This is a genomic window from Rhodococcus sp. PSi06 (assembly GCF_054960675.1).
In genome coordinates, this window is record NZ_JBHNYO010000019.1 from 39,948 (window position 1) to 63,849 (window position 23,902).

Here is a 23,902-nt window from a genome sequence, read left to right on the forward strand (position 1 = left end):
TCGCTGCCGAGCGCACGCGCGCACCCCACAAAAAGGGTGTGAGGTCCCGGCTCAGCTCAGCTCAGCAGCGACGCCGAATTGGCCCGCCGCAACTTGCCGCTCGACGTCTTCGGAATGCTGCCCGGTCCCAGTACCGCAACGGTTCGCGGCCGCACCCCCACCTCCGAATGCACGGCGTGGATCACCTCGCGCTCGATGCGTTTGACCTCGTCCGGCTTGTCGATATCGTTGGTTTCGACTGCTACAGCGAAGCTTTCACGCTTGTCGCCTGCATCGAGCCGGATGGCGACGGCGTTGCCGGGCCGCACCCCTGCGACGGTTCCCGCCGCCCGCTCGATGTCGGTGGGATAGATATTGCGGCCGCCCATGATGATGACGTCCTTGATGCGTCCGCAGACGACCACCAAGTCTTCCTCGGTGATGTAGCCGACGTCGCCCGTGTCGAGCCAGCCGTCGGCGTCGAGCGGCGAGACCGGCCCCTCGACGGTGATGTACCCGGGGGTGACGGCCTTGCCTCGCACCTCGATGATGCCGACACCGCGGGCGGTGAGCACCTGCCCCTCCTTGTCGACGACACGCCCTTCGAGCCCCGGCACGAATTTGCCGAGCGTGGCCAGGGATCGGGTGTTGCCGCGGCTGGCCGGAACTGCGCGGCCCAGAGTCTCGAGCAGATCCGCGTCGACGACGTCGATCACCTGACCGCGATCGGGATCCGGAATCGATACTGCCAGAGTCGTTTCCGCCATGCCGTACACCGGGGCGAGCGCCGACGGGTTCAGTTTGTACCGGGCACCTGCATCTGCGAGGGCGATCATCGTGTCCGGATCGACCGGCTCGGCCCCGTTCCAGGCGTAGCGCAGCGTCGACAGATCCAGGTCCAGATCGTCCTCGGCCTGACGTAAGCGACGAGCGAGCAGTGAGTACGCGAAGTTCGGTGCTGCCGTGACGGTTCCGCGGTACTTGTGAATGAGTTTGGCCCACAGCAACGGCGAGCGGAGGAAGTCCAGCGGAGTGATGCTGACGACCTCGGCACCGACCTGCATCGGCACCGAGAGAAAACCCACCATCCCCATGTCGTGGAACAGCGGCAGCCAACTGACCATCACGTCGGACTCGACGTCGAACTCGATGCGGTCGATCATGGCGTACGCGTTGACGTAGAAGTTCTCGTGCGTGATCCGCACCGCCTTCGGCGACCCGGTCGATCCGGACGTGAGCTGCTGCAACGCGATATCGGACTCGGCAGTCGGCACCGGGTCGATATCGCGACCGGTCTTCATGTCCTCGATCTTCAACACGGTGATACCGCGCTCCTCGAGCACCGGGGCGGCGATGTCGAACGGTGCTCCGAGTATCACCGCCTTGGCCTCGATCATCGTCACGACGGTCTCGGTGTCCGTGCCCCATACGGCGAGGTCGGTCCGCGGGGTCGGCTGATGCAGCATCGTCACCGATGCCCCACGCATCCACGTCGCCTGGCACGCGGGAGCGATGTCCACCGGCTGACCGGCCAGGATGCCGATCGCATCACCGTGCCCGACGCCCGCGTCGGCCAAGGCACCTGCCATCCGACGCGCCTGCTCGTGGATGTCGCCCCACGACTGTCGCAGCGCCTCGTCGGGCTCGCCGGTGACCAGACCTCGCTTGCTGGTGCTCGCGGTCTCGAACATTTCCTCGGTGAACTTGCTCAACGCGCGTCTCCTCGTGACGTGAGTCCCGCCCCACCGAACACAGTAGGCAGTCCTTCCCTGCCCGCGAAGCACAACAGGCCGCGTATCCTGAGAATTCGAACGCAGCTTTTCTGCCGGTCACCGTTCCGGTGCCGCCTTCTACGAGAATGAGGTTTTCGTGAGCACCCCGTCCAGTACCCCCGACGTCGACGCAGCGCTCGAAGGGTCCGGACCGGCAGTGCTGGAGGAATCCGTCCCCTCCCGAAGCCCGGCCAAGGAACTCGAGACAGAGGTCGCGAGGCGTCGAACATTCGCCGTTATCTCGCACCCCGACGCCGGAAAGTCGACGCTCACCGAAGCACTCGCACTGCATGCCCGCGTCATCTCCGAGGCCGGAGCCATCCACGGCAAAGCCGGCCGTCGCTCCACCGTCTCGGACTGGATGGAGATGGAGAAGGCACGCGGTATCTCGGTGAGTTCGACTGCGCTGCAGTTCAATTACAACACCTCACCCGATGCCGAGATCACCAATGTCATCAACTTGGTCGACACTCCGGGCCACGCCGACTTCTCCGAGGACACCTACCGCGTACTGACGGCCGTCGACGCGGCCGTGATGCTCATCGACGCCGCGAAGGGCCTCGAACCCCAAACGCTCAAGCTGTTTCAGGTGTGTCGCCAGTTCGGTATCCCGGTCATCACCGTGATCAACAAGTGGGACCGCCCGGGCCAGTCGCCGCTGGAGCTGCTCGACGAGATCGAGTCGCGGATCGGTCTGACCCCGACGCCGCTGTACTGGCCCGTCGGCATTGCCGGTGATTTCCGCGGATTGCTCGACGTGCAGGACGGTAGCTACATCCGCTTCACCCGTACCGCGGGTGGTGCGACCATCGCGCCGGAGGAATTCATGTCGGCCGAGGCGGCCGCCGCACGCGAGGGCGTCGACTGGGACACCGCCGTCGAGGAGAGCGATCTGCTGATCTCGAGCGGCCAGCAGCACGATCAGGAAATGTTCCTGGCCGGCCAGACGTCGCCGGTGATCTTCGGCTCGGCGATGCTGAACTTCGGTGTCCGGCAGATTCTCGACACCTTGGTGGCCCTCGCCCCCGCACCGGGACCCCGTGAGGACATCACGGGCGGCGTGCGCGAGGTGACCGACCCGTTCAGCGCCGTCGTGTTCAAGGTTCAGGCAGGAATGGACACCGCCCACCGGGATCGACTCGCATTCATGCGCGTGGTGTCGGGCGTATTCGAGCGCGGCATGGTGGTCACGCACGCTCAGACCAAGAAGCCGTTCACCACCAAGTACGCCCTCACGGTCTTCGGTCGCGACCGCACGACAGTCGAGAACGCCTACCCAGGAGACATCGTCGGCCTCGTCAACGCAACCGCGCTGGCACCGGGCCACACCCTGTACTCGGACAAGAAGGTCGAATTTCCGCCGATCCCGTCGTTCGCACCCGAGCACTTCTCGGCCCTGCGCGTCGACAGCGCCGACAAATACAAGAAGTTCCGCCGCGCCGTCGAGCAGCTCGATTCCGAAGGCGTGGTTCAGGTGTTGCGCAACGACATTCGCGGTGACGCGTCGCCGGTACTCGCTGCCGTCGGCCCGATGCAGTTCGAGGTGGTCACCGCACGCATGAAGACCGAGTTCGGCGTCGATGCTCGGATGGAACCTCTCGGTTACTCCTTGGCTCGGCGGACCGACGCGGCATCAGCGGTCGAACTCGGCCGCCAGCGCGGCGTCGAGATCTTCACCCGTACCGACGGCGCACTGCTGGCGTTGGTCAGCGACAAGTGGCGCCTGCAGTACATCCAGAAGGAAATGCCCGAGTTGACCCTCGAGCCGCTCGTCGCCGCGGGCGATCAGTAGTGCTGTCGGTCATTCCGCAGGCTCCACTCCTGTCCCTGTGCTGATCGAGCTGCTCGACGCCGAATTGAGTGTGTTCGGCCACCCCGTGCTGTGGCGTGAGGTGGTCGGCAACGGCTTCGGGTTGCTCTCGGCGATCGGTGGAATGCGACGCGTCGTATGGGCGTGGCCGGTGGGCATCATCGGAAATGCGTTGTTGTTCACCGTCTTTCTGGGCGGGGTGTTCCACACACCGCAGGCACTCGATCTCTACGGCCAGGCCGGGCGCCAGCTGATGTTCATCGCCGTCAGCGTCTACGGACTGGTTCGCTGGATGCGAGATTCTCAGCGATCGGGGGCCGCGGTGCTCCCGCGGTGGGGTACAGCGCGAGAACGGACGGCGATGCTCGTGGTTGCGGTCGTCGGCACGGTGGTGTTCGCGCAGCTGTTCGGCTATCTCGGCTCGTTCGGCAAATGGGCCGACGCCTGGATCTTCACCGGATCGATGCTCGCCACCTTCGGAATGGCGCGCGGCCTCACCGAATTCTGGTTGATCTGGATCGCGGTGGACGTGGTGGGCATACCACTGCTCGTCGTCGCCGGGTTCTATCCGTCAGCGGCCCTCTACCTCGTGTACGCGGGGTTCGTCGCCTGGGGATTTGCCGTGTGGTTAAGGATCCAGAACAAATACATCGGTCAAAAAATGGCGTCTTAAACAATCGTGATGCTACTCTCACAGGGTCCGAACAAACTTAGAGTACGTTTTGACGTGCTTTACGCCGAGTGACTCGTCCTGATCGATATCCGATCGTGACATCTCGGCGCGGAACCACCTGGGAACACGATGAAGTGGAAGACGACATGACAAAGGGAACGAACTACCCATTGGCCGGGATCAAGGTCGGTGGCGCTCCTGCGCATCGTTTGGCGACGCCGCCGAAGTCCGATTCCACCTCACTCACCAGTGTCCGCACCGATTCTTCGGCGGCAGCGCCCGCCGAGAAGGCGGTCGAGGCCGCAATCACCGAGAAATCGGCAGCAGCGGCCACGCCCACCGAGAAGGCGTCCGCAACTACGCCTGCAGCAGCAACGTCGTCCGTCACGGAGTCAGCGACCCCCCGCGCGGATCGACGTCGTCCAGAGAAGCCCGCCACGGAATCGAACGAGGTTGAAGTGACTACAAGCGATCAGATCTCAGAACACGGCCTGCCCACCAACGGCCGCTCCACGTCGCACGGATCGACCGCCGGCTCCACGCCGTCGCTCGGCCGCGGCCAGGCACCCGACCGTCGTACGGCCATGGGCGTCGCCTCGGTCCGCATCGCAGGTCGGTTGACCCAGAACGAGCTGGGCAGCCGCACCGGTGACATCCGCACCCCCGACACCTCCGTCGGCCCCGACGAGCTGCTGCAGCTTCTCGGTGAGTACCTCGTCTCGGGTGGCCTGCAGAACCCCGAGATCCACGTGCGTTCCAACGGCCAGACCATCGTGCTGGACCTGCAGAACCCCGCCAAGGGTTACCGCTGACCCCAGTCGGTCACAACAGCTGTTGGAAGGCCTCTGGTCGCACCATCTCGAGCACCAGAGGCTTCCACTGCGGTGACCGATCCTTGTCGACCAACACCGCTCGAACACCCTCGGCGAAGTCCGGTTCGGTGATGATCCAGGTCGCCATTCGCAACTCGCGGTCCAGGCATTCCCTCAACGTGCTGTCTTCTCCGCGCGTAATCAACGCGTCGGTGGCCATGAGAGCCGTCGGAGAGAGCGTCGCCAGCTGAGTCTTGGTCGAACGCGACCAGGGTGTATCGCAGTCGAGCGCGTCGATGATGTCGACGAGGGAATCCTCCTCGAACACCGCTGCCACCGCCTCGGCGTCGAACGACAACTCCGTCGTCGACGGTGCCGTGGTGTGGCGGTCCAGCGCTTCCTGAACATCGGTGCCGGCGAGAATATCGGCCTTCAACTCGTCCACTGCCTCGCTCGGGCAGAAGTGTGTGGCCAATCCGAGTGCGAGCGCATCCTCTCCCGTGATGCGCGTGCCGGTCAGCGCCAAGTACCGCCCGACTCGACCGGGCAGCCGCGACAGAAAATAGCTCGACCCCACATCCGGCACGAAGCCGATGGCCGTCTCCGGCATGGCGAGAACAGCATTCTCTGTCACGATGCGGATGCTGCCGTGAATCGAGATACCCAGACCACCACCGAAAGCCGCCGCCTCGATCACGGCGATGTACGGCTTGGGGTAGTTCGCAATCAGTTCGTCGAGATCGTATTCCGCCGCGAAGTACCGCGGACCGGCATCGTGGTCGCCGTCGACGACGGCCTGCCGAATCGCTTTGATATCGCCGCCCGCGCAGAACGCCCGCGGTGAGCTGCTGGTGACCAGAACCGACGCGACCGCAGGGTCGTCCCGCCACGCATCGAGAGCCGCTCGGATGCCGTCGATCATGGCACCGTTCAACGAGTTCAGGGCTTCAGGCCTGTTGAGGACGATATGCCCGACACTGCCGGAAACCTCGGCTTCGACAACGGCCACAGTTGACTCCTTCGCGCGCAAATCGTTCGACGCGTAAGGGTATCGCGCTACTCCCGAGACTCGACCGATCGCGGACGCGCGTCCCCGGGGATGTCGGCAGGCCCACACGGACGCTCCTCCGCGGTGAACCACCCGCGATAGAGAAACAGCTGTCCGAGTACCGGGCTCTTGACCTGGATTTCGATGCGATGGCGTTCTTCGGCGGCGTCCCACCATTCCCGGCCGATCGTCACCGCCGACGCGACCTTGGGCAACTTCGGTGCTAACGGGCCGAGCAGAAATCGCGGTACTTCGCTCTCGAGGATCAGTCCGCCGTCGTCGTCGACCTCGCACCGGGTGTGCACCACCATGTCGGACGAGAATCCCAGGTAGTCCAGGGCATAGTCGTTGGACTCGGCCGAGGACACCATCACCGAGTTCATCCCCTGCGGACGACCGGCGAAGGCGAAACGACGTACGAAAGACATTGTCTCGCGGCCCAATTCGTCGACATACGCGTAGTTGGCAATGGTGAACGGCACGTCCGTACCGACACCCGCGGGAAAGAGTCCGCGCTTGCGTCCCGCCCACAGCAACGGCGGCGGCACCAGCCGAGAATGCGTCATCTTCTCCATCACACCCACCCCGAATTGGGCGCGGTGGTCCGAGGACTGCAATCCGAAGCGCCACTGAACCTTGGGATGCAGACGGGAGAAATCCGAACCGAGTACTTCCGCGACCACCGATGTCATACCTTCAGTATGCGCTGCGCTCATGGGAGCGAAACTTCGTAGCCTGCTACGAGCCAGGAGTGGAGCCTGCGGAACGACCCACCACTCAGCCACTCACATGCCGCAGGCTCTACTCCAGCTCCGCAGCCAACTCCATCCAGCGCTCCTCGGCGACATCCTTGTCCGCGAGCACTTGCTTGAGTTCGGTGTCGAGGGCAACGAGCTTGTCCGGGGCCGTTGCTGCTTCGGAAAGTTCGGCGTGCAATTCGGTCTCCCGCTTGGACAGCCGAATGACGAGCTTCTCGAGCTTGCTGAGCTCCTTGCGAGCAGCACGCTCGGAGGCGGCGTCACGGGTTGCCTTGCGCGGTGCTCCACCGGTGGTCAACGAGTCCGGCGTCGCGTCGGCAGCCAGGATGGCACGCCTGCGCAGGTAATCCTCGATGCCGCCGGGCAGGTTGGTGAGTTTGCCGTCGCCGAACAGTGCCCACGTCGAGTCACAGATGCGCTCGATCAGGTACCGGTCGTGACTGATGACGACGAGCGTTCCCGCCCAGCCGTCCAGGATGTCCTCGAGCTGCTGCAGGGTGTCGATGTCCAGGTCGTTGGTGGGCTCGTCGAGCAATAGCACGTTGGGCTCGGCCATCAACACTCGCGTCAGTTGCAGGCGGCGGCGTTCGCCACCGGACAGATCTCCGACCGGCGTGCGCTGGCGAGCGGGGGTGAAGCCCAGCCTCTCCGCGAGCTGCCCAGCAGAAATCTCTTTGTCGCCCAACGTTATTCGCTCGGCCACTTCCTTGACCGCGTCGAGAACACGGAGCTTCTTGGGTAGGTCGTCCAATTCCTGCTTGAGCCAACCGATCTTGACGGTCTGGCCCTGAATGCGCTTGCCCGACGCGGGCTGCAGTTCACCGGCGAGCGTGCGGAGCATCGTCGTCTTGCCCGAGCCGTTGACGCCGACGAGACCGACGCGCTCGCCGGGAGCCAGACGCCACGTGAAGTCCTTGACCAGTTCACGGCCGTCGGGAGTTTCCAGGCGCGCGTCCTCCAGCTCGATGACGACCTTGCCCAGCCGGCGCTGTGCGAAGGAAGACAGTGCGACGGAGTCACGAGGCGGCGGTACATCGGCGATCAATGCCTCAGCGGCTTCGATGCGGTACTTGGGCTTGGACGTTCGGGCGGGAGCGCCGCGGCGCAGCCAGGCCAATTCCTTGCGGGCGAGGTTGCGACGCCGCTCCTCGGATGCGTCGGCCTGACGGGATCGTTCGGCACGCGCGAAGACCCAGTCGTTGTAGCCACCCTCGTAGGTTTCGATACGCCCCCCGACGACCTCCCACGTCTGATTGGCGACGGTATCGAGGAACCACCGATCGTGAGTCACGACCACCAGCGCACTGCGACGCGACACCAGGTGCGCAGCGAGCCATTGCACGCCTTCGACGTCCAGGTGGTTGGTGGGCTCGTCGAGGACGAGCAGATCCAGGTCTTGCACGAGTGCAGCAGCCAGCGCGACGCGACGCCGCTCGCCGCCGGACAGGTTGTCGATCGACGCGTCGAGCCCGGAACTGCCGGCCGGTCCGAGATCTGCGATGCCGATGCCCGTCAGGATGTTGCGCACCCGAGAATCGCCGGCCCACTCGTGTTCGGCCATGCCCAGTGGGTCGAGCACCACCTGGCCGACGGTCGACCCCGGAGGCAACACCCCACGCTGGGTGACGACGGCCATCCGGAGGCCGTTGACGCGGCTGACGCGTCCGGAATCCGGCGGTTCGATGCCTGCGAGGACCTCGAGCGTGGTGGTCTTTCCTCCGCCGTTGAGACCGACCATGCCGATGCGTTCGCCCTCCTGCACGCCGAGGGAGACGCCGTCGAGCAAAGGTTTGACGCCGAAGGACTTGCTGACGTTTTCGAGATTGACGAGATTGACCATCAGGAAAAACCAATCGATTCGTTGGTGACGACACGAGCACCGGGAACCGGTCCACTCGCAACACGGACGGTGCGGCACACGCCGGCACCGGACAGTTCGGCACTCACCGACACCGCCGCGTCGGCGTCGGCGCACAGAAACGCACATGTGGGGCCGGAGCCCGAGACGATGCCCGCCAAGGCCCCGGCCGTGACGCCCGCTCGCAGGGTGCGACGCAGCTGCGGCATCAACGACACCGCGGCAGCCTGCAGATCGTTACCGAGCAACGGAGCAAGCGCACGCGCATCCCCGGACGTCAGAGCGTGCATCAGATCCTCGGTGCCGCCGAGGCGAGGGGGATTGCCCTTGGCCCGCAATTCGTCGAGCTCGTTGTACACCGCGGGCGTCTGCAGACCTCCCTTGGCCAACGCCAGGACCCAGTGAAAACTGTTGCGCGAGAGCACCGGAAGCAACTTCTCACCGCGTCCGGTTCCCACGGCGGTGCCGCCGTGCAACGAGAACGGCACGTCGCTGCCGAGCTCGGCCGCGACTTCGTCGAGCTCGTCGCGAGACAGATCCAGATGCCACAAGGCATTGAGCGCAACCAGAGTCGCGGCCGCATCGGCACTTCCGCCCGCCATGCCGCCGGCTACTGGAATGCCCTTGTCGATGGTGATCTCCACCAACGGTTCGCGGCCCACTCGACGCCCCAGCAATTCGGCCGCTTTCCAGACCAGATTGCGTGAGTCGGTGGGAACCACCTTCGCGTCGTCCCCGCGCACCCGAACCGCGAGCGAGGTAGCCGGAATCACCGACAGTTCGTCCGAGAGCGAGAGCGCCTGAAACACCGTCGTCAACTCGTGAAAGCCGTCGGGACGCAGGTCACCGACCGAAAGATGCAAATTCACCTTCGACGGGGCCCGAACGACAACGGGAGTGGGAACGACAGACAGCACGAGTAACCACAGTAGTGGAGAAACAGCGGTCGAGTTCACCACCAGGCGGCCCAGCTCGGGGTACGCGACGTAGCGCCCGAGAGGAGTCAATCTGACGTTCGGTGGCCTTTGTGGGGGTCAATGTCACATTTGGTGGACTTGGGCGGCGGTATCGGGTGGGTAAAGCGGACCGAAGTTGTCCGCATTGGGTGGCATGGTGTGCATATGAAGGAGACCTCGGCTCGGCTGTTGCGGTTGCTGTCGCTGCTCCAGACCCGTCGCGACTGGGCGGGTGCGGAGCTGGCGGAGCGGCTCGATGTCACTCCGCGGACGCTGCGGCGCGACGTGGACAAGCTTCGCGATATCGGATATCCGGTCAATGCGACGCCGGGCGTCGGTGGCGGGTATCAGCTCGGCTCCGGTGCCGAGATGCCGCCGCTGCTTCTCGACGACGACGAGGCACTGGCGGTGGCGTTCGGGTTGCAATCGGCCGCCGGTGGGTCGGTGGCGGGTATCGGCGAGGCGTCGCTGCGAGCCCTGACGAAACTGCGGCAGGTGATGCCGTCGCGCATTCGGCATCGGCTCGACGCTCTGCGGATCGACGTGGTGGAGCAGACACCGCGGTCTGCGGTGGACGCGGCCGTGTTGTCGACGGTGGCTGCGGTGTGTCACGGGCACGAGCGACTGCGCTTCGACTACCGCAAGCACGACGGCTCGGAATCCCGCCGCGAAGTGGAGCCGTACAGCCTGGTGCGGGCGGGCGCGCGGTGGTACCTACTGGGTTGGGATGTGCTGCGGCAGGATTGGCGGTCGTATCGGGTGGATCGACTGACTCCGAAGATTCCCACCGGGCCGCGGTTCACTCCGCGGGAATTGCCTGCGGGCGGCGCAGCGGCGTTCGTCTCGAAGGGAATCGACCGGGCGTTCACCCAGGTTCAGGCGCGGATACGGTTGCACGCTCCGATCGAGAGAATTGCCCCGATGATCGACGAGCAGTGGGGCACACTCGAATCCATCGACGACGCCTCGTGCGCGCTGGTCCTCTCGGGTGACTCGTTACCGTCCATCGCCCGATGGCTTGCGGCCTTCGACACCGATTTCACTGTGATCGACCCGCCGGAACTGCGAGAGGAATGCCGCGTGGTCGCCGAGCGGCACGCACGATTGAACGAGCGCTACCTGGCGGCGGTTCACTCTCCGGTAACCGAGACGTGAGTCAATGGACCGATGACGACACCACTCGGTTTCGACCCGAAGTTCCTGTCCGACATCGACGTTCCGTTGCCCGACCGCGCCGGTCTGGTGGTGCTGCCGTACACGCACTTCTCGGTGTCCATCGATCCCGAGCGACGCCTCGCCGCGGTGACCGGCGTGAACATCGACGGAGCGAGCCTGAAAGATGTGGAACGCGGCGACGATTGGCGATTGGACGACCGGCTGCCCGCATCTCAGCAGGCAGGCAGCGAGTTGTACTCGAACAACGACCTCGACCGTGGGCATCTGGTTCGTCGGCGAGATCCGGTGTGGGGTGAGCTGTCGGTGGCCAGGCGCGCCAACGAAGACACCTTCCACTACACGGTGTGTGCTCCGCAGACCGCCACGTTGAACCAGTCGAAGACACTGTGGCTGGGGCTCGAGGACTACGTGTTGGGCCACGCCGAGCAATACGGGCAAAGACTCTCGGTGTTCAGCGGCTGCATCTTCGACGCGGCAGATCCCGTCTACCGAGGTGTTGCCATCCCGCGTCGATTCTTCAAAATCGCTGTCTGGTCTCAAAATTCGGCTCCGGCCTGCACCGGATACGTTCTGGATCAGTCGCCGTCTCTCGACCCGATTCTCGACAAGCCGCTGAGACTGGAGACCGATCCCCCACCTCTCGGCCCGTACCGGACGTACCAGGTTCCTGTCGCCGACATCGCGTCGGCCACCGGTCTCGAACTGGACCTGCTGATCGACGCCGATCGGTACGCACCGGTGGCCGCGGCCCGTGCCGAAGCGTCGAGGTGGACCGAACTGACGCGACTGTCCGACATCCACCTGCGAACGAACCAACTGGTTCGATACGAAATCGTGACGCTGAACCGCACCGAATGCCAATAGCATTGCTCAGCATCTGACGGAACGTCGACGAACAGGGGTTCGACATGCGTAGACGATGGACGACGGCACTGGCAGCGATGGCGATGGCGGTGGCAGCGCTGTTCGTCTCGAGCGGCACGGCGGCGGCCGCACCGCATTCCCATGTCGCGACGGTATCGATCCCGAGCGCGTATCCCTGGGAAGCGCCGTACACGCTCGAGGTAACCGGGTACAGCGGCCTCCGGTCCGATTTCGGCGGGCCGTATCACGCATTCCTGGCGATCACCGCGCAGCCGCCGACCACCGACCCGATCTACAGCGAGATGTGGCGCTTCCTGGGGTTCGCGTCGCACACCGAGGTGCAATGGCGGAACACGACGACCGGCGCATCGGGCGTCGCTCACGAGGACCGGAACGCAAGGTACCCGTGGGGCGAGGCGTACATCGATACCGGCCTCGGGTGGGTGGAGTACACGATCTCGGTGACCTCCGGTGCACTGATTCAACAGCTCAACCCGCAGCGAGTCACCTCGTCCGGCGCACTCGAAGTGACCATGAATCCGTTCTGACGGTCAGGCCTCGGTAGCAGCCAAACGGACGAAAGCTGCGGCATCGATCGTCTCGCCCCGCGCTGTCGGATCGATTCCGGCTTCTCGTAGTCGGCGCTCCGCGGCCACCGGTGAGCCGGCCCAGCCGGCGAGGGCGGCCCGTAAGGTCTTGCGGCGCTGGGCGAATGCGGCATCGATGACGGCGAACACGGACTTGCGGTGGGCAGTATCGGTAGGCCACGGCGGCTCGGCGTAGCGGTCGATGCGCACCAGCCCCGATTCCACTTTGGGAACCGGCCAGAACACCGAACGACCCACTGCGCCTGCTCTTTTGACGTCGCCGAAGAATCTGGCCTTGACGCTCGGGATGCCGTAGATCTTGCTACCCGGTACCGCCGCGAGACGATCGGCGACCTCGGCTTGGACCATCACCACGGCCACCCGAAGACTGGGCAGTTCCGAGAACAGGTGGATCAGCACCGGAACTGCGACGTTGTACGGCAGATTGGCCACCAAGGCGGTCGGCTTTCCCACGATGTCCGCGGCACGAATGCGCAGAGCGTCCGCCTCGATCACCGTCAACCGATCGGCCAGCGTGGGGGCGCGGTCGGCCACCGTGACCGGCAACCGCGTCGCGAGCTTGGGATCGATCTCGACCGCGACAACGGCGTCGGCCACATCGAGCAGCGCGAGGGTCAGCGATCCGAGACCAGGGCCTACTTCGAGGACGGTGTCATCGGGTCCGACGCCGGCCAAGGCAACGATGCGTCGCACGGTGTTGGCGTCGTGCACGAAGTTCTGGCCGAGTTGTTTGGTCGGCCGCACGTCGAGTTCGGCGGCGAGCGAGCGGACCTCGGCGGGACCGAGGAGAGCCGCAGCTCCCCTCACATGTTCGGACACGGTGCGGAACTCTACGGGACTAGCGATAACCCAGACGCGAGGTGCAGGCAGGCCATGCGCCCCAGCCCTGGGATTTCTGCGTCACCGATGCGATGGCGATTTGCTCTTCACGGGTGGCGAGGTCAGCGCGCGGTGCGTATTTGAGGCCGCCCTGACGCTCCCAGGTGTTCTGGTCGAATTGCACGCCGCCGAAGAAGCCGTTGCCGGTGTTGATGGCCCAATTGCCGGTCGCCTCACACTGCGCCAGCGCGTCCCAGATCGCGCCGTTCTCGACCGGGGGCACCTCGGTGCCGGGCTTGGCTCCGACGCGGACAGTTTTCGGCTGCGCCGGCACGGTGACCTTTTCGTCGACCTTCTCGCGGCCCGCCTCCACTCCGTTGACCATGTTGATCTTCCAGGTGATGTCGGAGACGCCGGGAGCGCCGGGATTCTCGACGACCGTCTTGCTCATGTTCATCGTCGGATCCTCGATGCGCTGCTCTGGAGCATCGGTGTCGGTGGTCTCGGTCTTGGTGACGGTCCGGTCGCGGGTGACGACGATCTCGGCACCGTCGGTGACGGTGGCGTCGGGATCCGGGGACACGGTGTCGGCCTCTTCCAACGGCTTACCTGCTGCTTCGAGAAATTCGCGCACAGTCGGTGCGGCGAGCGTCATCGGCGTTGCCGGACTTCCTCCGTCGACGAGTGAGACCTGCTTGGGCAGGGCCACGTCCAACTCGGTGCCGTCGAGGGGCAGCCGCTCGGAGCGCGACGCCGACACGTGCACGTCCTCGGCGAGACCGGTCTGCTGCAGAGCCTCGTCGACGGTCAGTGCGGTGGTCCAGATCTCCTCCGGCTTGCCGTCCACGTTCAGCGTGATCTCACGCGCGCGGCGCAACACCACGGTGTCGCCGTCGCTCAGACCCGAGTCGGGTGCGGGAACGACCAGATCCTTGTCCGACGGCGCGTAGCCAGCGTCCACGAGGGCGCTGTTGACGTCGGTCTTCATCGTGCTCAGCGAGATCATGTCGCCGTCGACGTCGATGGTCACGGTCTTGTGACGGCTCACCGCCATCACGCCGCCGGCGACCAGCGTCATCAACAGGGCCGCGATGACCAGGTAGAGCGTGGTCGAACGGGCAGAGTTGAGGCGAGTGAAAGTCGACAAGTTTCGTATTCCTGGCGGTTGCGTGCGTGAGTCGGGTGCCGAAACGCCCGAGTTCGATCACGGTACGGTAACGAATTAGCCTCCCTCCCGCAACCCAAGGAGCTACAGCCCGTACACCCGCTCGGCATTCGCAGTGGCGTGCGCTGCCAGCTCGCCGGGATCCTGACCGCGGACGTCCGCCAACGCCCGCGCCGTGTACGGCAGGCAGTACGGCTCGTTCGGTGCACCGCGAAACGGATGCGGGGTGAGAAACGGTGCATCGGTTTCCACCAGCACCAGCTCGTCGGGCACCAGCACCGCAGCCTCACGCAGCGCATGCGCGTTCTTGAAACTGACCGTGCCCGAGAAACTGAGAACGTAGCCGGCGTCTACGCAGGCCTTGGCGGTCTCTGGTCCGCCGGAGAAGCAGTGGAAGATCACTGTCTCCGGAGCGCCCTCGGCGACCAGAACGGCCAGCAGATCCTCGTCCGCCTCGCGGTTGTGAATCATCAGCGGCTTGCCGAGGCGTTTCGCGAGGTCGATGTGCCAGCGAAATCCCTCGTGCTGCTCGGTGACCGTCGCACAGCCGTCGAGCTTGCCGGGCCAGTAGTAGTCCAGACCCGTCTCGCCGATGGCCACCACCCGCGGATCAGCCGCCAGCCGTTCGATCTCGGCCTTGGCTGCGTCGTCGAGCGCGTTCGCGCGGGTGGGATGAATCGCGACCGCCGCCCATACCCGCCGATCCCAGGAGGCAGCGTCGACGGCGAAGCGTGCGGCATCGAGGTCGTCGGCGATCGTCACCACTCGCGTCACACCGACCGATTCCGCCCGGTCGACGATTGCGGCAACACTCGCCGCGTCGGTCGCACCGCACGCATCGAGGTGGGTGTGCGCGTCGACGAGGGTGCCGACGGCATCGGGCAGCGGTGGCGCGGGACGTTCTCTACTCACGCTGGATAGAGTAGGCGCACCATGACTGCGCCAGCTGATGCCTCACGGCCACCCTTCTACGTCACCACGGCAATCGCGTACCCCAACGGTGCACCCCACATCGGGCACGCCTACGAGTACATCGCCACCGACGCCATCGCGCGCTTCAAGCGCCTCGACGGCTACGACGTGCGTTTTCTGACGGGAACCGACGAGCACGGGCTCAAGATGCAACAGACCGCTCAGACCGAGGGCATCGACGTCCGAGAGCTGGCGGCGCGCAATTCCGACGCTTTCCAGACTGCACAGGATCTGTTGAAGATCTCGTACGGACGCTTCATCCGCACCACCGACGCCGACCATCACGCCGCGAGTCAGGAACTGTGGCGACGGATGGAGGAGAACGGCGACATCTATCTCGATGCGTTCTCCGGTTGGTATTCGGTGCGCGACGAGGCGTTCTACACCGAGGCCGAGACCACCCTGAACGAGGACGGCTCCCGCACCGCGACGGAGACCAACACTCCCGTCGAGTGGACCGAGGAACCGTCGTACTTCTTCCGGCTCTCGCAGTATCAGGACAAACTGCTCGAAATGTACGACGCGGCACCGGATTTCATTTCGCCGAACACGCGCCGCAACGAGATCGTCAACTTCGTCAAGGGCGGTCTCCGCGATCTGTCGATCTCGCGCACCACGTTCGACTGGGGTGTGCCGGTGCCCGGCGATCCCGCGCACGTGATGTACGTCTGGGTCGACGCGTTGACCAACTACCTCACCGGCGCAGGATTCCCCGAGACAGACTCGGAGGAATATCGGAAGTTCTGGCCCGCCGATCTGCACGTCATCGGCAAGGACATCACGCGTTTCCACACGGTCTACTGGCCGGCGTTCCTGATGTCCGCAGGCATCGAACTACCCAAGCGGGTGTTCGTACACGGATTCTTGAACGTCAAGGGCGAGAAGATGTCCAAGTCGCTGGGCAACGTGTTGGATCCGCAGTCGTTGGTGGAGAACTACGGCCTCGACCCCGTGCGCTTCTTCTTCCTGCGCGAAGTCTCGTTCGGGCAGGACGGCAGCTACAGCCACGAGGCGATCGTCGCCCGCGTCAACGCCGATCTGTCCAACGAACTGGGCAACCTCGCGCAGCGTTCGTTGACCATGGTGGCGAAGAACCTCGAAGGACAGCTACCCACACCGGGCGAGTTCACCGCCGAGGACGAGGCGATGCTGGCTCGCGCGGACGCACTGCTCGAGATCTGCCGCCGCGAATTCGAGGTGCAGGCACTGCATTCCGCGCTCGAGGCGATCTGGTCGGTACTCGGCGAGACCAACCGCTACTTCTCGCTGCAGCAACCGTGGGTGCTGCGCAAGACCGACCCCGATCGCATGGCCACCGTGCTGTACGTGACGATCGAGGTGCTGCGCATCGTGAGCATCCTGGCTCAGCCCGTGATGCCCGATTCCGCGTCACGCATCCTCGACCTGCTCGGGGCCTCGAATCGCGAATTCACCGACATCGCAACACGTTCGGTGCCCGGCAATGCTCTCCCGACCCCGACGCCGGTGTTCCCCAAGTACGAGTAGAGCGCTCCGCGCTTGTGAGTGGAACCTCGTAGTGGGCTACGAGGTTCCACTCACATGCGGCGAAGCCGCTCTCACAACGTCTTCTCGAGCTCCTCCAACGTGTTCTCCAGATGGGTGAGCATGCGCTGCAGATGCGGCACACTGCGTCGACACCCGATGAGCCCGAAGTTCAACGAATCGCCGTTGCTGGCGACAGTGATGTTGAGTGCCTGCCCGTCGGCCACGATCGATGCCGGGTAGATGCCGTCGAGTTTCGCGCCGTTCCAGTACAGATCCTCCTTGGACCCCGGCACGTTGGAGATGATGACGTTGAACGGTGGCGGGGTGTAATCGACGAATCCCGGCACCGGTCCGAACAGTAACGGGGCCATGGTGATTGCGCCGACAGCAAGAGCCTCGAGGGTGTTCAGCTCGCTCATCATCTGCTTGCCCTTGACGGTCGAGTCCTTGATGCGCTCGAGCCGCAGCAGGGGGTCGGATTCGTCGGTTCCCAGATTGCACAGGATGACCGTCACCGAGTTTCCGGCGTCCTTGTCGTCGTCTTCCTTGCGCAGCGACACCGGCACCATCGCGATCAAGGGTTCCTCGGGCAACGCGTTCTGATCGATGAGGTAGGCGCGCAGTGCTCCGGCGCACATCGCGAGCACCATGTCGTTGAGCGTGGCGTCGAGCGCCGTACCCACTGTGCGAATGCGCTCGATCGACCAGCTCTCGGCGGCGAATCGGCGGGCTCCACCGATCGGCACGTTGAACATCGTCCTCGGCGCTTGCAACGGCAGCTGCGCCCCTTCTTTCTTCAACGCGCGCAACCCGATTCGAGCGGATGCCGGCGCGAAATCCACCAGATCGCCGGCAATCTTGCGACCCAACGAGAGCCCGCTACCGAGCTGTGCCAACCGCCCGGGCTGCTCGGAGTCGACCTGCTTGGTGCGCTTGCGGAACAACGACGGGTCCCAGGTGGCCACCCCGTTGCGGTCGTCCGGATCGTTCGTGAGAGTGCGCATCGACAGCTTGAGAGCGCTGACGCCGTCGACCAAGGAGTGATGCATCTTGGTGTACAACGCAATTCGACCGTCGGCGAGCCCCTCCACGATGTGCAGCTCCCACATCGGCCGATACCGATCCAACGGTGCACTGTGATTCAGAGACAAGAACTGGAACAACTCCCGGATGCGTCCCGGCGACGGCAACACGGTGCGTCGGACGTGGTACTCGAAGTCGACGTCCGGGTCGTAGGCCCACGCCAGGTTTCCCATGATCTGAACGGGCCGGGCAGGCCGCTTGCGGAACAGCTCGTGTACTTCACCGGTGGTGAACTTGTGGTGCACCTCCTGCGCGAACTCGTGCGGATCGCCCGGGGGAACGAACAGTTGCAGCCCGCCCACGTGCATCGGGTGCTCCCGTGACTCGGCGATCAGAAACATCGATTCGGTGATGGGCATGAGTGCCATGAGCTGTCCCTTTTCCATTTGTTTTGTGTCACGGTACGGCACCGAATGTGACTCAGAACACGACCTTACGTGCGGTGGCGAAAACCCACCCGCTATTGTCCGTTACCAGGGGTTCCAAATAAGACGGGGATTCCAACGCACGGCGCAGACGCGCCGAGCACCGCCAACGGGGATGGAGGCGACGGCTATGAATCCGGCGCTCACCGTAGTGAAAACAACCGACCCGGCAGCCACTGCGCGCCGACGCGATATCCGCGGAGCGAGCCTGCAGTCGCAGATCCTGTCCAAATACCTGCAGTTCACCGTGCGTCCGTTCCTGACGGTGTGGGCCCAGGCACCGTCGCTCCCCTGGCCGATGGGTCTGGTCGACTACGCAGGCCTGCTCGTCCCCCAGATCAGCGGCACCACCCGCAGTCGCGTCATGCTCGCCGAGTGCGAGGCCGAATGGATCCGGGCGGAAGGCAGCGGAAACGATCGTGTCGTTCTGTACATGCACGGCGGCGCGTTCGTCTGCTGCGGATTGCGCACCCATCGCCGGATGACCTCGCGGGTCTCCAAGAGCGTCGACGGCGCAGTGCTCTCGGTGAACTACCGCATGATGCCGCGCAACCCGATCGCGCACGCAGTGGAGGACGGAGTCGACGCCTACCGTTTCCTGCTCGATTCCGGTTACCGCCCGGATCAGATCCTCATGGGCGGCGATTCGGCGGGCGGATATCTGGCGTTCATGGTCACCCTGGCGCTGCGTACCGTCGGACTGCCCGCACCGGCCGGAATCTTCGCCATGTCTCCGCTGACCGATATGGACCCCACCGGCAAACTCGACCACGAGAACGCAAAGAAGTGTTCGGTCTTCCCGTCGAACGCAGTTCCCGCACTGACCGCACTGGCCGACCGCGTCGATGCGCGCATCGTCGTCGAGGGTCAACGTGGCCCGCGGGTCTCCCCCGTCGACGGCGACCTCACCGGCCTGCCGCCGGTGCTGATTCAGGTCGGCTCGACCGAAATGGTCTATGCCGACGCCGAACTCATGGCTCAGCGCCTCGCGGTCGCCGGCGTCGACTGCGAACTTCAGGTCTACGAGGATCAGGTCCACGTGTTCCAGGCAGCCGATTTCGTCCCCGAAGCCCGACGCGCGCTCCGCGCCATCGGCGAGTTCGCCCATAACGTCAGCCCCCGTACAGAAAGCTGAGATACCTTCTCCCCATGGCAGTCACAGTGAACAAGTCCGTCGACATCGACGCCGACGCAGCGACCATTCTCGACGTCCTCGCGGACGTCGAAGGCATCCCATCGTGGTCTCCGGTGCACAAGAAGTGCGAGGTGGTCGATCGCTTCGAGGACGGCCGGCCCAACCACGTCAAGATGAACGTCTCGATCATCGGCGTCAACGACGAGCAGTTGGTCGAGTACACCTGGAAAGAGAACGAGGTGTCGTGGAGCTTGGTGGAGAGCACCCAGCAGAAAGCTCAGGAAGGCCGATACACCCTGACGTCCAAGGGAAACGGCACCCACGTCGAGTTCGAGCTGACCGTCGACCCCAAGGTTCCGCTGCCCGGCTTCCTCGTGAAGAAGGGCACCAAGACCATTCTCGAAGCGGCGACCGAGGGACTTCGTCAGCAAGTAGTGGGCTGAGCGGCTACTCCGCCTGCCGGGCCGCCAGAACCGCTTCGTAGACCGCTCGTTTGGAGACGCCGTCGACCGCCACCTGGGCGCAGGCGTCCTTCAAGCGCATGCCCGACGCCACCAGCGTTTCGACGGTGGCCACGAGATCCTCGGGTTCCTCGGCGACGGCGACCGCTCCTTCGAGTACGACGGTGATCTCACCGCGTACGCCGCTCTGCGCCCACTCGAGCAACTCACCCAGTCCGCCGCGTCGCACCTCCTCGTAGGTCTTGGTGAGCTCTCGGCACACCGCGGCGCGGCGATCGGGACCGAGTACGTGCACGGCGTCCTCGAGACACGCCACGAGGCGATGAGGTGCCTCGAAGAAGACGATGGCACGTGGTTCGGCGAGTACAGACTGGAAATACGTGCGTCGCTGTCCCTGCTTGCGCGGCGCGAAGCCGTCGAAGCAGAACCGCTCGACCGGTAGCCCGGACAGCGCAAGAGCGGTGGTCACTGCCGACGGTCCGGGCAGGCACGTCACCGGCAGGTTGGCCTCGACGCATGCAGCCACGAGTCGGTAACCGGGATCGCTCACCGACGGCATCCCGGCATCGGTGACCAACAGCACCGTTCTGCCCTCGGCTACCGCCTCGACCAGGGCAGGCAGGCGAGCCGTCTCGACCTGGTCGTAGAAGCTGACCACTCTGCCTGCGATCACCACGCCGAGCGCGGACGCGAGCTGTTTGGTGCGCCGGGTGTCCTCGGCGGCGACGACGTCGGCACTGCCGAGGGCGTCGCGCAGGCGCTGCGAGGCATCACCGACGTCGCCCATCGGGGTGGCGGCAAGGATGAGCATGCCTCCAGTGTCCCGCATGCGGTGGCGTGGCTCGTCGGGCACTGCCGAGCAACGCCTACGATCGGTACGTGACCTTGCTGACCTCTGTGCGCTCCGGCGACCGGTCGATGGTCAGTCCCGGGCCGACCGTTGCCGCGCGCGACTGGTTCCACGACACCGATGCCAGGCGCGGCTGGATCGTCACTCTCGTCATCACCGCCATCTGCGCGATCACGCGTTTCACGATGCTGCGCTACCCCACCGATGCGGGCACTCCGGTCTTCGACGAGAAGCACTATGCCCCGCAGGGATATCAGGTACTCACCGGCGAAGGGCTCGAGGACAACCCGGCCTACGGACTGGTGGTGCACCCACCGGTGGGCAAGCAGCTGATCGCCGTTGGAGAAGCGCTGTTCGGTTACAACGGGTGGGGTTGGCGATTCTCGTCGGCAGTGGCCGGAACTCTGTTGGTGCTGTTGGTGATTCGTATCGTGCGACGACTCGCCCGATCGACGCTGGTCGGTGCGATTGCCGGAATCCTGCTGACCGTCGACGGGGTCGCCTTCGTCAGCAGTCGAATCGGCATGCTGGACATCTTTCTCGCACTGTTCGTCACCGCGGCGCTGGGTTGTCTGATCGTCGACAGAGACGACATGCGACGACGGCTGTCGAGAGTGCGCGACGAGGGCCGAATGGACGTCAGCGTCCTCGGTCCACGAATGGGAGTGCGCTGGTGGCGATTCGGAGCCGGCATCATGCTGGGTCTCGCCTGTGGCACCAAGTGGTCCGGCCTGTACTTCATCGCCTTCTTCGGATTGCTCAGTGTGGCATTCGATGTGGCCGCACGTCGTTCGTACGGCGTCGGGCGTCCGTGGCGGGGAACGGCCGTACGCGACGTCGGCCCTGCGCTCTACGCCTTGGTGGTCGTTCCGATCGCGGTGTATCTGATGACCTGGTGGGCCTGGTTCACCTCCGAGACCGGCGTCTACCGGCACGAGGTCGGCAGCGCCATCGGCACGGGCGGGCCGTTCTCGTTCGTTCCCGACGCGCTGCGCTCCCTCTGGTTCTACAGCGGCAGTGTGCTGCAATTCCATGAGGGACTGACTAATTCGGCCGGTAATCGGCACCCGTGGGAGTCGAAGCCGTGGACGTGGCCGATGGGTCTGCGCCCGATGCTCTACTACTTCGCCGACGGCGAGAACGTGTCCGGCTGCTCGGCGTCCTCGTGTGTGAAGGCGATCATGCTCATCGGCACACCTGCGATGTGGTGGTTGGCGTTGCCGATGCTGGCCTGGGTGACCTGGTCGGTGCTCGTTCGGCGCGACTGGCGTTACGCCGCGGTGTTGGTGGGCTACTCCGCAGCACTGCTGCCCTGGTTCACCACGCTGGACCGGCAGATGTACTACTTCTACGCGGTGGCGCTCGCACCGTTCATGGTGATGGGCTTTGCTCTGGTACTGGGCGACATCATCGGAAAGGCGACGGCGTCGGCGGAACGGCGAGGTACCGGGCTACTACTGGTGGCCCTGTACCTCGCCGTGGTGATCGCGAATTTCGTCTGGCTGTGGCCGATCCTCACCGCGATGCCGATCACGCCGCAGATGTGGCAGGAACAGCTATGGCTGCCGAGTTGGCGTTAGCGCGCCGGCGGCACCTGGCCCAGACCTACGCAAGAATTGCGGTTTTGCCCTTGGTCAATCCGTCGATGCTGATGCGTCCGGCACCGAATGCGGCCAGCAGCAATGCGCCGACACCGAGAGCCACGACCAGCTCGTAACCGTTGTCGGTTGCGAACACACCGTGCTCGAAGTGCACGAAGACCGCGGCACCGAGCATGTCGAGGAAGAGCAGCAGACCGGCGATCGGGGTGAAGATGCCCAGCACCAGGGCACCCCCGCCGATGAGCTCGACGAACGTGGCGAAGTATGCGGACGCCGTGGGCAGCGGGATGTTCATCATCTCGAAGCTGGACGCGGCACCGTCGAGTCCGTAGGTGTTCAGCTTCTGCCAGCCGTGAGCGATGAAGACGACTCCCAGACCGATGCGAGCTACGAGGGCGACGGCGTCGCGGACGAGGGTGGAGTTCATGGGACATCCTTCTGACACGGCTACATGGGCCGCATCACGATGTCAGAAGTATGTTGAAGCGTCAACTTAGCGGTCGTTTGCACCCTTCAGTGCAGCTTCGAGGAACGAGCGAGCCTGGTCGGCGTCCAGGCCGACGGACCGAACCGTTCTAACGAATTCCGTCGCGGCTCGCGCCGCGATATCGCGCGATGGATCGCCGCCCGAAGCGACGAACGAACCCGACCGACCACGCGTCTCGATGACGCCCTGCTGTTCGAGCTCACGGTACGTCTTGGCCACCGTGTTCGGCGCGATCTTCAGCTCCTCCGCGAGACCGCGAACCGTCGGAATCTTGGTGCCGGCAATCAAGTCGCCCGATCGAACCAGGTTGAGAATCTGCATTCTCAATTGCTCGAACACCGGGGTCGTGTTCGACGAATCGATATGAACGCGCACAGTCCGTGCCTCAACCAACCGCGGCGACTGCGTCGGTGATCGACGTCGAACCCGACGTCAACATCAGAATCTTGCGTACGGCTGCGCCGGTATCGAGCAGTGTCGCAATGACGGCGGCCACGTCGGCACGCGTCACCTCGCCCGGCTCGAGCGGAGGCTCGGTGAGTGATACCGAATCGGTCGGATCCTCGTCCGTCAGCTTGCCCGGACGCAAGATTGTCCAATCGAGACCGTCCTTGCCCGAAACATATTCCTCCGCAGCAGTTTTCGCGTCGATGTAGGCCTTCCAGCCATCGTCCACGTCGTCGGCGACCGGTTCTCCTGCGCCGAACGAGCTGATCAGTACGTACCGACTGACGCCGGCCTTCACGGCCGCATCCGCCAGCAGTACTGCACCCGCGCGATCGACGGTGTCCTTGCGCTCGGGACCACTGTTGGGGCCGGCACCGGCCGCGAAGACCACTGCATCCGCACCCTCGAGTACGGCCGCCACGTCGTCGACGGACGCAGATTCGAGGTCGATCACCTGCGGCAGAGCGCCGAGTGCGGTGACAGCGTCGACGTGATCGCTGTTGCGAATCAGCGACACCGCGCGATCTCCGTGCGCCGTCAGCACCTGCGTCAGATGCTGAGCAATCTGTCCGTGTCCACCTGCAATGACAATCCGCTTGTCCGTCATAACCACTCCCGTTCCTGGCGTGAATCTGTC

General features: G+C 64.6%; 24 protein-coding genes. 10 read left to right on the forward strand and 14 right to left on the reverse strand.

Translation table 11 applies throughout. From position 1 onward, the window contains the following. Positions 1-56: 56 nt before the first annotated feature. Positions 57-1,691 (reverse strand): fatty acyl-AMP ligase, encoded by a 1,635-nt coding sequence (locus tag ACFI9K_RS22140; protein ID WP_462665495.1) that lies wholly within the window; start codon positions 1,689-1,691, stop codon positions 57-59. A gap of 217 nt (positions 1,692-1,908) precedes the next feature. On the opposite strand from ACFI9K_RS22140, the gene ACFI9K_RS22145 reads away from it, so the two are divergent. Both ACFI9K_RS22145 and pnuC read left to right on the forward strand, forming a co-directional pair. Then, complete coding sequence (locus ACFI9K_RS22145; RefSeq protein ID WP_462665555.1) at positions 1,909-3,543, forward strand: peptide chain release factor 3; 1,635 nt, start codon at positions 1,909-1,911, stop codon at positions 3,541-3,543. A gap of 37 nt (positions 3,544-3,580) precedes the next feature. Then, positions 3,581-4,234 (forward strand): nicotinamide riboside transporter PnuC, encoded by a 654-nt coding sequence (gene pnuC, locus ACFI9K_RS22150; protein ID WP_462665496.1) that lies wholly within the window; start codon positions 3,581-3,583, stop codon positions 4,232-4,234. A gap of 163 nt (positions 4,235-4,397) precedes the next feature. Here the strand turns inward: pnuC and ACFI9K_RS22155 are convergent, their stop codons facing one another. After that, the gene (locus tag ACFI9K_RS22155) at positions 4,398-4,622 is read right to left on the reverse strand and encodes a hypothetical protein (protein ID WP_462665497.1); all 225 of its coding nucleotides are present in this window, start codon (positions 4,620-4,622) and stop codon (positions 4,398-4,400) included. A 70-nt stretch (positions 4,623-4,692) separates the two neighbouring features. On the opposite strand from ACFI9K_RS22155, the gene ACFI9K_RS22160 reads away from it, so the two are divergent. Beyond that, the gene (locus tag ACFI9K_RS22160; RefSeq protein WP_397520745.1) at positions 4,693-5,046 is read left to right on the forward strand and encodes a hypothetical protein; all 354 of its coding nucleotides are present in this window, start codon (positions 4,693-4,695) and stop codon (positions 5,044-5,046) included. A gap of 10 nt (positions 5,047-5,056) precedes the next feature. On the opposite strand, the gene ACFI9K_RS22165 is transcribed toward ACFI9K_RS22160, so the two are convergent. The 4 genes from ACFI9K_RS22165 to ACFI9K_RS22180 all read right to left on the reverse strand — a co-directional run bounded on the left by ACFI9K_RS22165 (position 5,057) and on the right by ACFI9K_RS22180 (position 9,627). Further along, positions 5,057-6,055 carry an enoyl-CoA hydratase/isomerase family protein gene (locus ACFI9K_RS22165; protein ID WP_462665498.1) on the reverse strand — a complete coding sequence of 333 codons (999 nt, stop codon included), beginning with the start codon at positions 6,053-6,055 and terminating at the stop codon, positions 5,057-5,059. A gap of 47 nt (positions 6,056-6,102) precedes the next feature. Further along, the gene (locus ACFI9K_RS22170; RefSeq protein WP_462665499.1) at positions 6,103-6,786 is read right to left on the reverse strand and encodes a DUF4166 domain-containing protein; all 684 of its coding nucleotides are present in this window, start codon (positions 6,784-6,786) and stop codon (positions 6,103-6,105) included. Positions 6,787-6,895: 109 nt separating this feature from the next. Then, complete coding sequence (locus ACFI9K_RS22175; protein WP_462665500.1) at positions 6,896-8,692, reverse strand: ABC-F family ATP-binding cassette domain-containing protein; 1,797 nt, start codon at positions 8,690-8,692, stop codon at positions 6,896-6,898. After that, positions 8,692-9,627 carry a 4-(cytidine 5'-diphospho)-2-C-methyl-D-erythritol kinase gene (locus ACFI9K_RS22180; RefSeq protein WP_462665501.1) on the reverse strand — a complete coding sequence of 312 codons (936 nt, stop codon included), beginning with the start codon at positions 9,625-9,627 and terminating at the stop codon, positions 8,692-8,694. The genes ACFI9K_RS22175 and ACFI9K_RS22180 overlap by 1 nt, the downstream gene beginning before the upstream one ends. 204 nt (positions 9,628-9,831) lie before the next feature. On the opposite strand from ACFI9K_RS22180, the gene ACFI9K_RS22185 reads away from it, so the two are divergent. The 3 genes from ACFI9K_RS22185 to ACFI9K_RS22195 are packed head-to-tail and all read left to right on the forward strand — an operon-like array spanning position 9,832 to position 12,254. Continuing rightward, positions 9,832-10,821, forward strand: coding sequence for a helix-turn-helix transcriptional regulator (locus tag ACFI9K_RS22185; protein ID WP_462665502.1), 990 nt, complete (start codon positions 9,832-9,834; stop codon positions 10,819-10,821). A gap of 12 nt (positions 10,822-10,833) precedes the next feature. Further along, the gene (locus ACFI9K_RS22190; protein ID WP_462665503.1) at positions 10,834-11,706 is read left to right on the forward strand and encodes a DNA/RNA non-specific endonuclease; all 873 of its coding nucleotides are present in this window, start codon (positions 10,834-10,836) and stop codon (positions 11,704-11,706) included. A gap of 44 nt (positions 11,707-11,750) precedes the next feature. Then, entirely contained in the window at positions 11,751-12,254 is a 504-nt protein-coding gene (locus ACFI9K_RS22195; protein ID WP_462665504.1) for a hypothetical protein, read from the forward strand. A gap of 3 nt (positions 12,255-12,257) precedes the next feature. Here the strand turns inward: ACFI9K_RS22195 and rsmA are convergent, their stop codons facing one another. From rsmA to ACFI9K_RS22210, 3 genes are all read right to left on the reverse strand, one after another. After that, positions 12,258-13,160 (reverse strand): 16S rRNA (adenine(1518)-N(6)/adenine(1519)-N(6))-dimethyltransferase RsmA, encoded by a 903-nt coding sequence (gene rsmA / locus ACFI9K_RS22200; RefSeq protein WP_462665556.1) that lies wholly within the window; start codon positions 13,158-13,160, stop codon positions 12,258-12,260. Beyond that, entirely contained in the window at positions 13,153-14,280 is a 1,128-nt protein-coding gene (locus ACFI9K_RS22205; protein WP_462665505.1) for a transglycosylase family protein, read from the reverse strand. Before ACFI9K_RS22205 ends, rsmA begins: the two co-directional genes overlap by 8 nt. A gap of 102 nt (positions 14,281-14,382) precedes the next feature. Further along, complete coding sequence (locus ACFI9K_RS22210) at positions 14,383-15,210, reverse strand: TatD family hydrolase (protein WP_462665506.1); 828 nt, start codon at positions 15,208-15,210, stop codon at positions 14,383-14,385. A gap of 21 nt (positions 15,211-15,231) precedes the next feature. Between ACFI9K_RS22210 and metG the strand changes: the two genes are divergently transcribed. Beyond that, positions 15,232-16,776: a methionine--tRNA ligase gene (gene metG / locus ACFI9K_RS22215; RefSeq protein ID WP_462665507.1), complete on the forward strand. Its 1,545-nt coding sequence runs from the start codon at positions 15,232-15,234 to the stop codon at positions 16,774-16,776. 71 nt (positions 16,777-16,847) lie between these two features. On the opposite strand, the gene ACFI9K_RS22220 is transcribed toward metG, so the two are convergent. Then, positions 16,848-18,227 carry a WS/DGAT/MGAT family O-acyltransferase gene (locus tag ACFI9K_RS22220; RefSeq protein ID WP_462665508.1) on the reverse strand — a complete coding sequence of 460 codons (1,380 nt, stop codon included), beginning with the start codon at positions 18,225-18,227 and terminating at the stop codon, positions 16,848-16,850. Positions 18,228-18,399: 172 nt separating this feature from the next. Here ACFI9K_RS22220 and ACFI9K_RS22225 point away from each other — a divergent pair, with 172 nt between their 5' ends. Continuing rightward, positions 18,400-19,419 carry an alpha/beta hydrolase gene (locus ACFI9K_RS22225; RefSeq protein ID WP_462665509.1) on the forward strand — a complete coding sequence of 340 codons (1,020 nt, stop codon included), beginning with the start codon at positions 18,400-18,402 and terminating at the stop codon, positions 19,417-19,419. Between the two features lie 14 nt (positions 19,420-19,433). Further along, positions 19,434-19,862 (forward strand): SRPBCC family protein, encoded by a 429-nt coding sequence (locus ACFI9K_RS22230; protein WP_462665510.1) that lies wholly within the window; start codon positions 19,434-19,436, stop codon positions 19,860-19,862. Between the two features lie 4 nt (positions 19,863-19,866). On the opposite strand, the gene rsmI is transcribed toward ACFI9K_RS22230, so the two are convergent. After that, the gene (rsmI, locus tag ACFI9K_RS22235) at positions 19,867-20,691 is read right to left on the reverse strand and encodes a 16S rRNA (cytidine(1402)-2'-O)-methyltransferase (protein WP_462665511.1); all 825 of its coding nucleotides are present in this window, start codon (positions 20,689-20,691) and stop codon (positions 19,867-19,869) included. Between the two features lie 107 nt (positions 20,692-20,798). On the opposite strand from rsmI, the gene ACFI9K_RS22240 reads away from it, so the two are divergent. Beyond that, entirely contained in the window at positions 20,799-22,310 is a 1,512-nt protein-coding gene (locus tag ACFI9K_RS22240) for a dolichyl-phosphate-mannose--protein mannosyltransferase (RefSeq protein WP_462665557.1), read from the forward strand. A 25-nt stretch (positions 22,311-22,335) separates the two neighbouring features. On the opposite strand, the gene ACFI9K_RS22245 is transcribed toward ACFI9K_RS22240, so the two are convergent. The 3 genes from ACFI9K_RS22245 to ACFI9K_RS22255 all read right to left on the reverse strand — a co-directional run bounded on the left by ACFI9K_RS22245 (position 22,336) and on the right by ACFI9K_RS22255 (position 23,872). Then, positions 22,336-22,758, reverse strand: a complete 423-nt coding sequence (locus tag ACFI9K_RS22245) for a DoxX family protein (RefSeq protein ID WP_462665512.1) — start codon at positions 22,756-22,758, stop codon at positions 22,336-22,338. 66 nt (positions 22,759-22,824) lie between these two features. Continuing rightward, positions 22,825-23,193 carry a GntR family transcriptional regulator gene (locus ACFI9K_RS22250; protein WP_462665513.1) on the reverse strand — a complete coding sequence of 123 codons (369 nt, stop codon included), beginning with the start codon at positions 23,191-23,193 and terminating at the stop codon, positions 22,825-22,827. Positions 23,194-23,203: 10 nt separating this feature from the next. After that, on the reverse strand, positions 23,204-23,872 hold the full coding sequence (locus ACFI9K_RS22255; RefSeq protein WP_462665514.1) for an SDR family oxidoreductase: 669 nt from the start codon (positions 23,870-23,872) through the stop codon (positions 23,204-23,206). Positions 23,873-23,902: the final 30 nt, after the last annotated feature.

What these genes read in the sequence shown, in the direction of transcription:
- ACFI9K_RS22170 (WP_462665499.1), bottom strand. Translation starts at nt 6,786, where the DNA reads ATGACATCGGTGGTCGCGGAAGTACTCGGTTCGGATTTCTCCCGTCTG.
- ACFI9K_RS22175 (WP_462665500.1), bottom strand. Translation starts at nt 8,692, where the DNA reads ATGGTCAATCTCGTCAATCTCGAAAACGTCAGCAAGTCCTTCGGCGTC.
- ACFI9K_RS22185 (WP_462665502.1), top strand. Translation starts at nt 9,832, where the DNA reads ATGAAGGAGACCTCGGCTCGGCTGTTGCGGTTGCTGTCGCTGCTCCAG.
- ACFI9K_RS22190 (WP_462665503.1), top strand. Translation starts at nt 10,834, where the DNA reads ATGACGACACCACTCGGTTTCGACCCGAAGTTCCTGTCCGACATCGAC.
- ACFI9K_RS22195 (WP_462665504.1), top strand. Translation starts at nt 11,751, where the DNA reads ATGCGTAGACGATGGACGACGGCACTGGCAGCGATGGCGATGGCGGTG.
- metG (WP_462665507.1), top strand. Translation starts at nt 15,232, where the DNA reads ATGACTGCGCCAGCTGATGCCTCACGGCCACCCTTCTACGTCACCACG.
- ACFI9K_RS22220 (WP_462665508.1), bottom strand. Translation starts at nt 18,227, where the DNA reads ATGGCACTCATGCCCATCACCGAATCGATGTTTCTGATCGCCGAGTCA.
- ACFI9K_RS22225 (WP_462665509.1), top strand. Translation starts at nt 18,400, where the DNA reads ATGGAGGCGACGGCTATGAATCCGGCGCTCACCGTAGTGAAAACAACC.
- ACFI9K_RS22230 (WP_462665510.1), top strand. Translation starts at nt 19,434, where the DNA reads ATGGCAGTCACAGTGAACAAGTCCGTCGACATCGACGCCGACGCAGCG.
- rsmI (WP_462665511.1), bottom strand. Translation starts at nt 20,691, where the DNA reads ATGCTCATCCTTGCCGCCACCCCGATGGGCGACGTCGGTGATGCCTCG.
- ACFI9K_RS22240 (WP_462665557.1), top strand. Translation starts at nt 20,799, where the DNA reads ATGGTCAGTCCCGGGCCGACCGTTGCCGCGCGCGACTGGTTCCACGAC.
- ACFI9K_RS22245 (WP_462665512.1), bottom strand. Translation starts at nt 22,758, where the DNA reads ATGAACTCCACCCTCGTCCGCGACGCCGTCGCCCTCGTAGCTCGCATC.
- ACFI9K_RS22255 (WP_462665514.1), bottom strand. Translation starts at nt 23,872, where the DNA reads ATGACGGACAAGCGGATTGTCATTGCAGGTGGACACGGACAGATTGCT.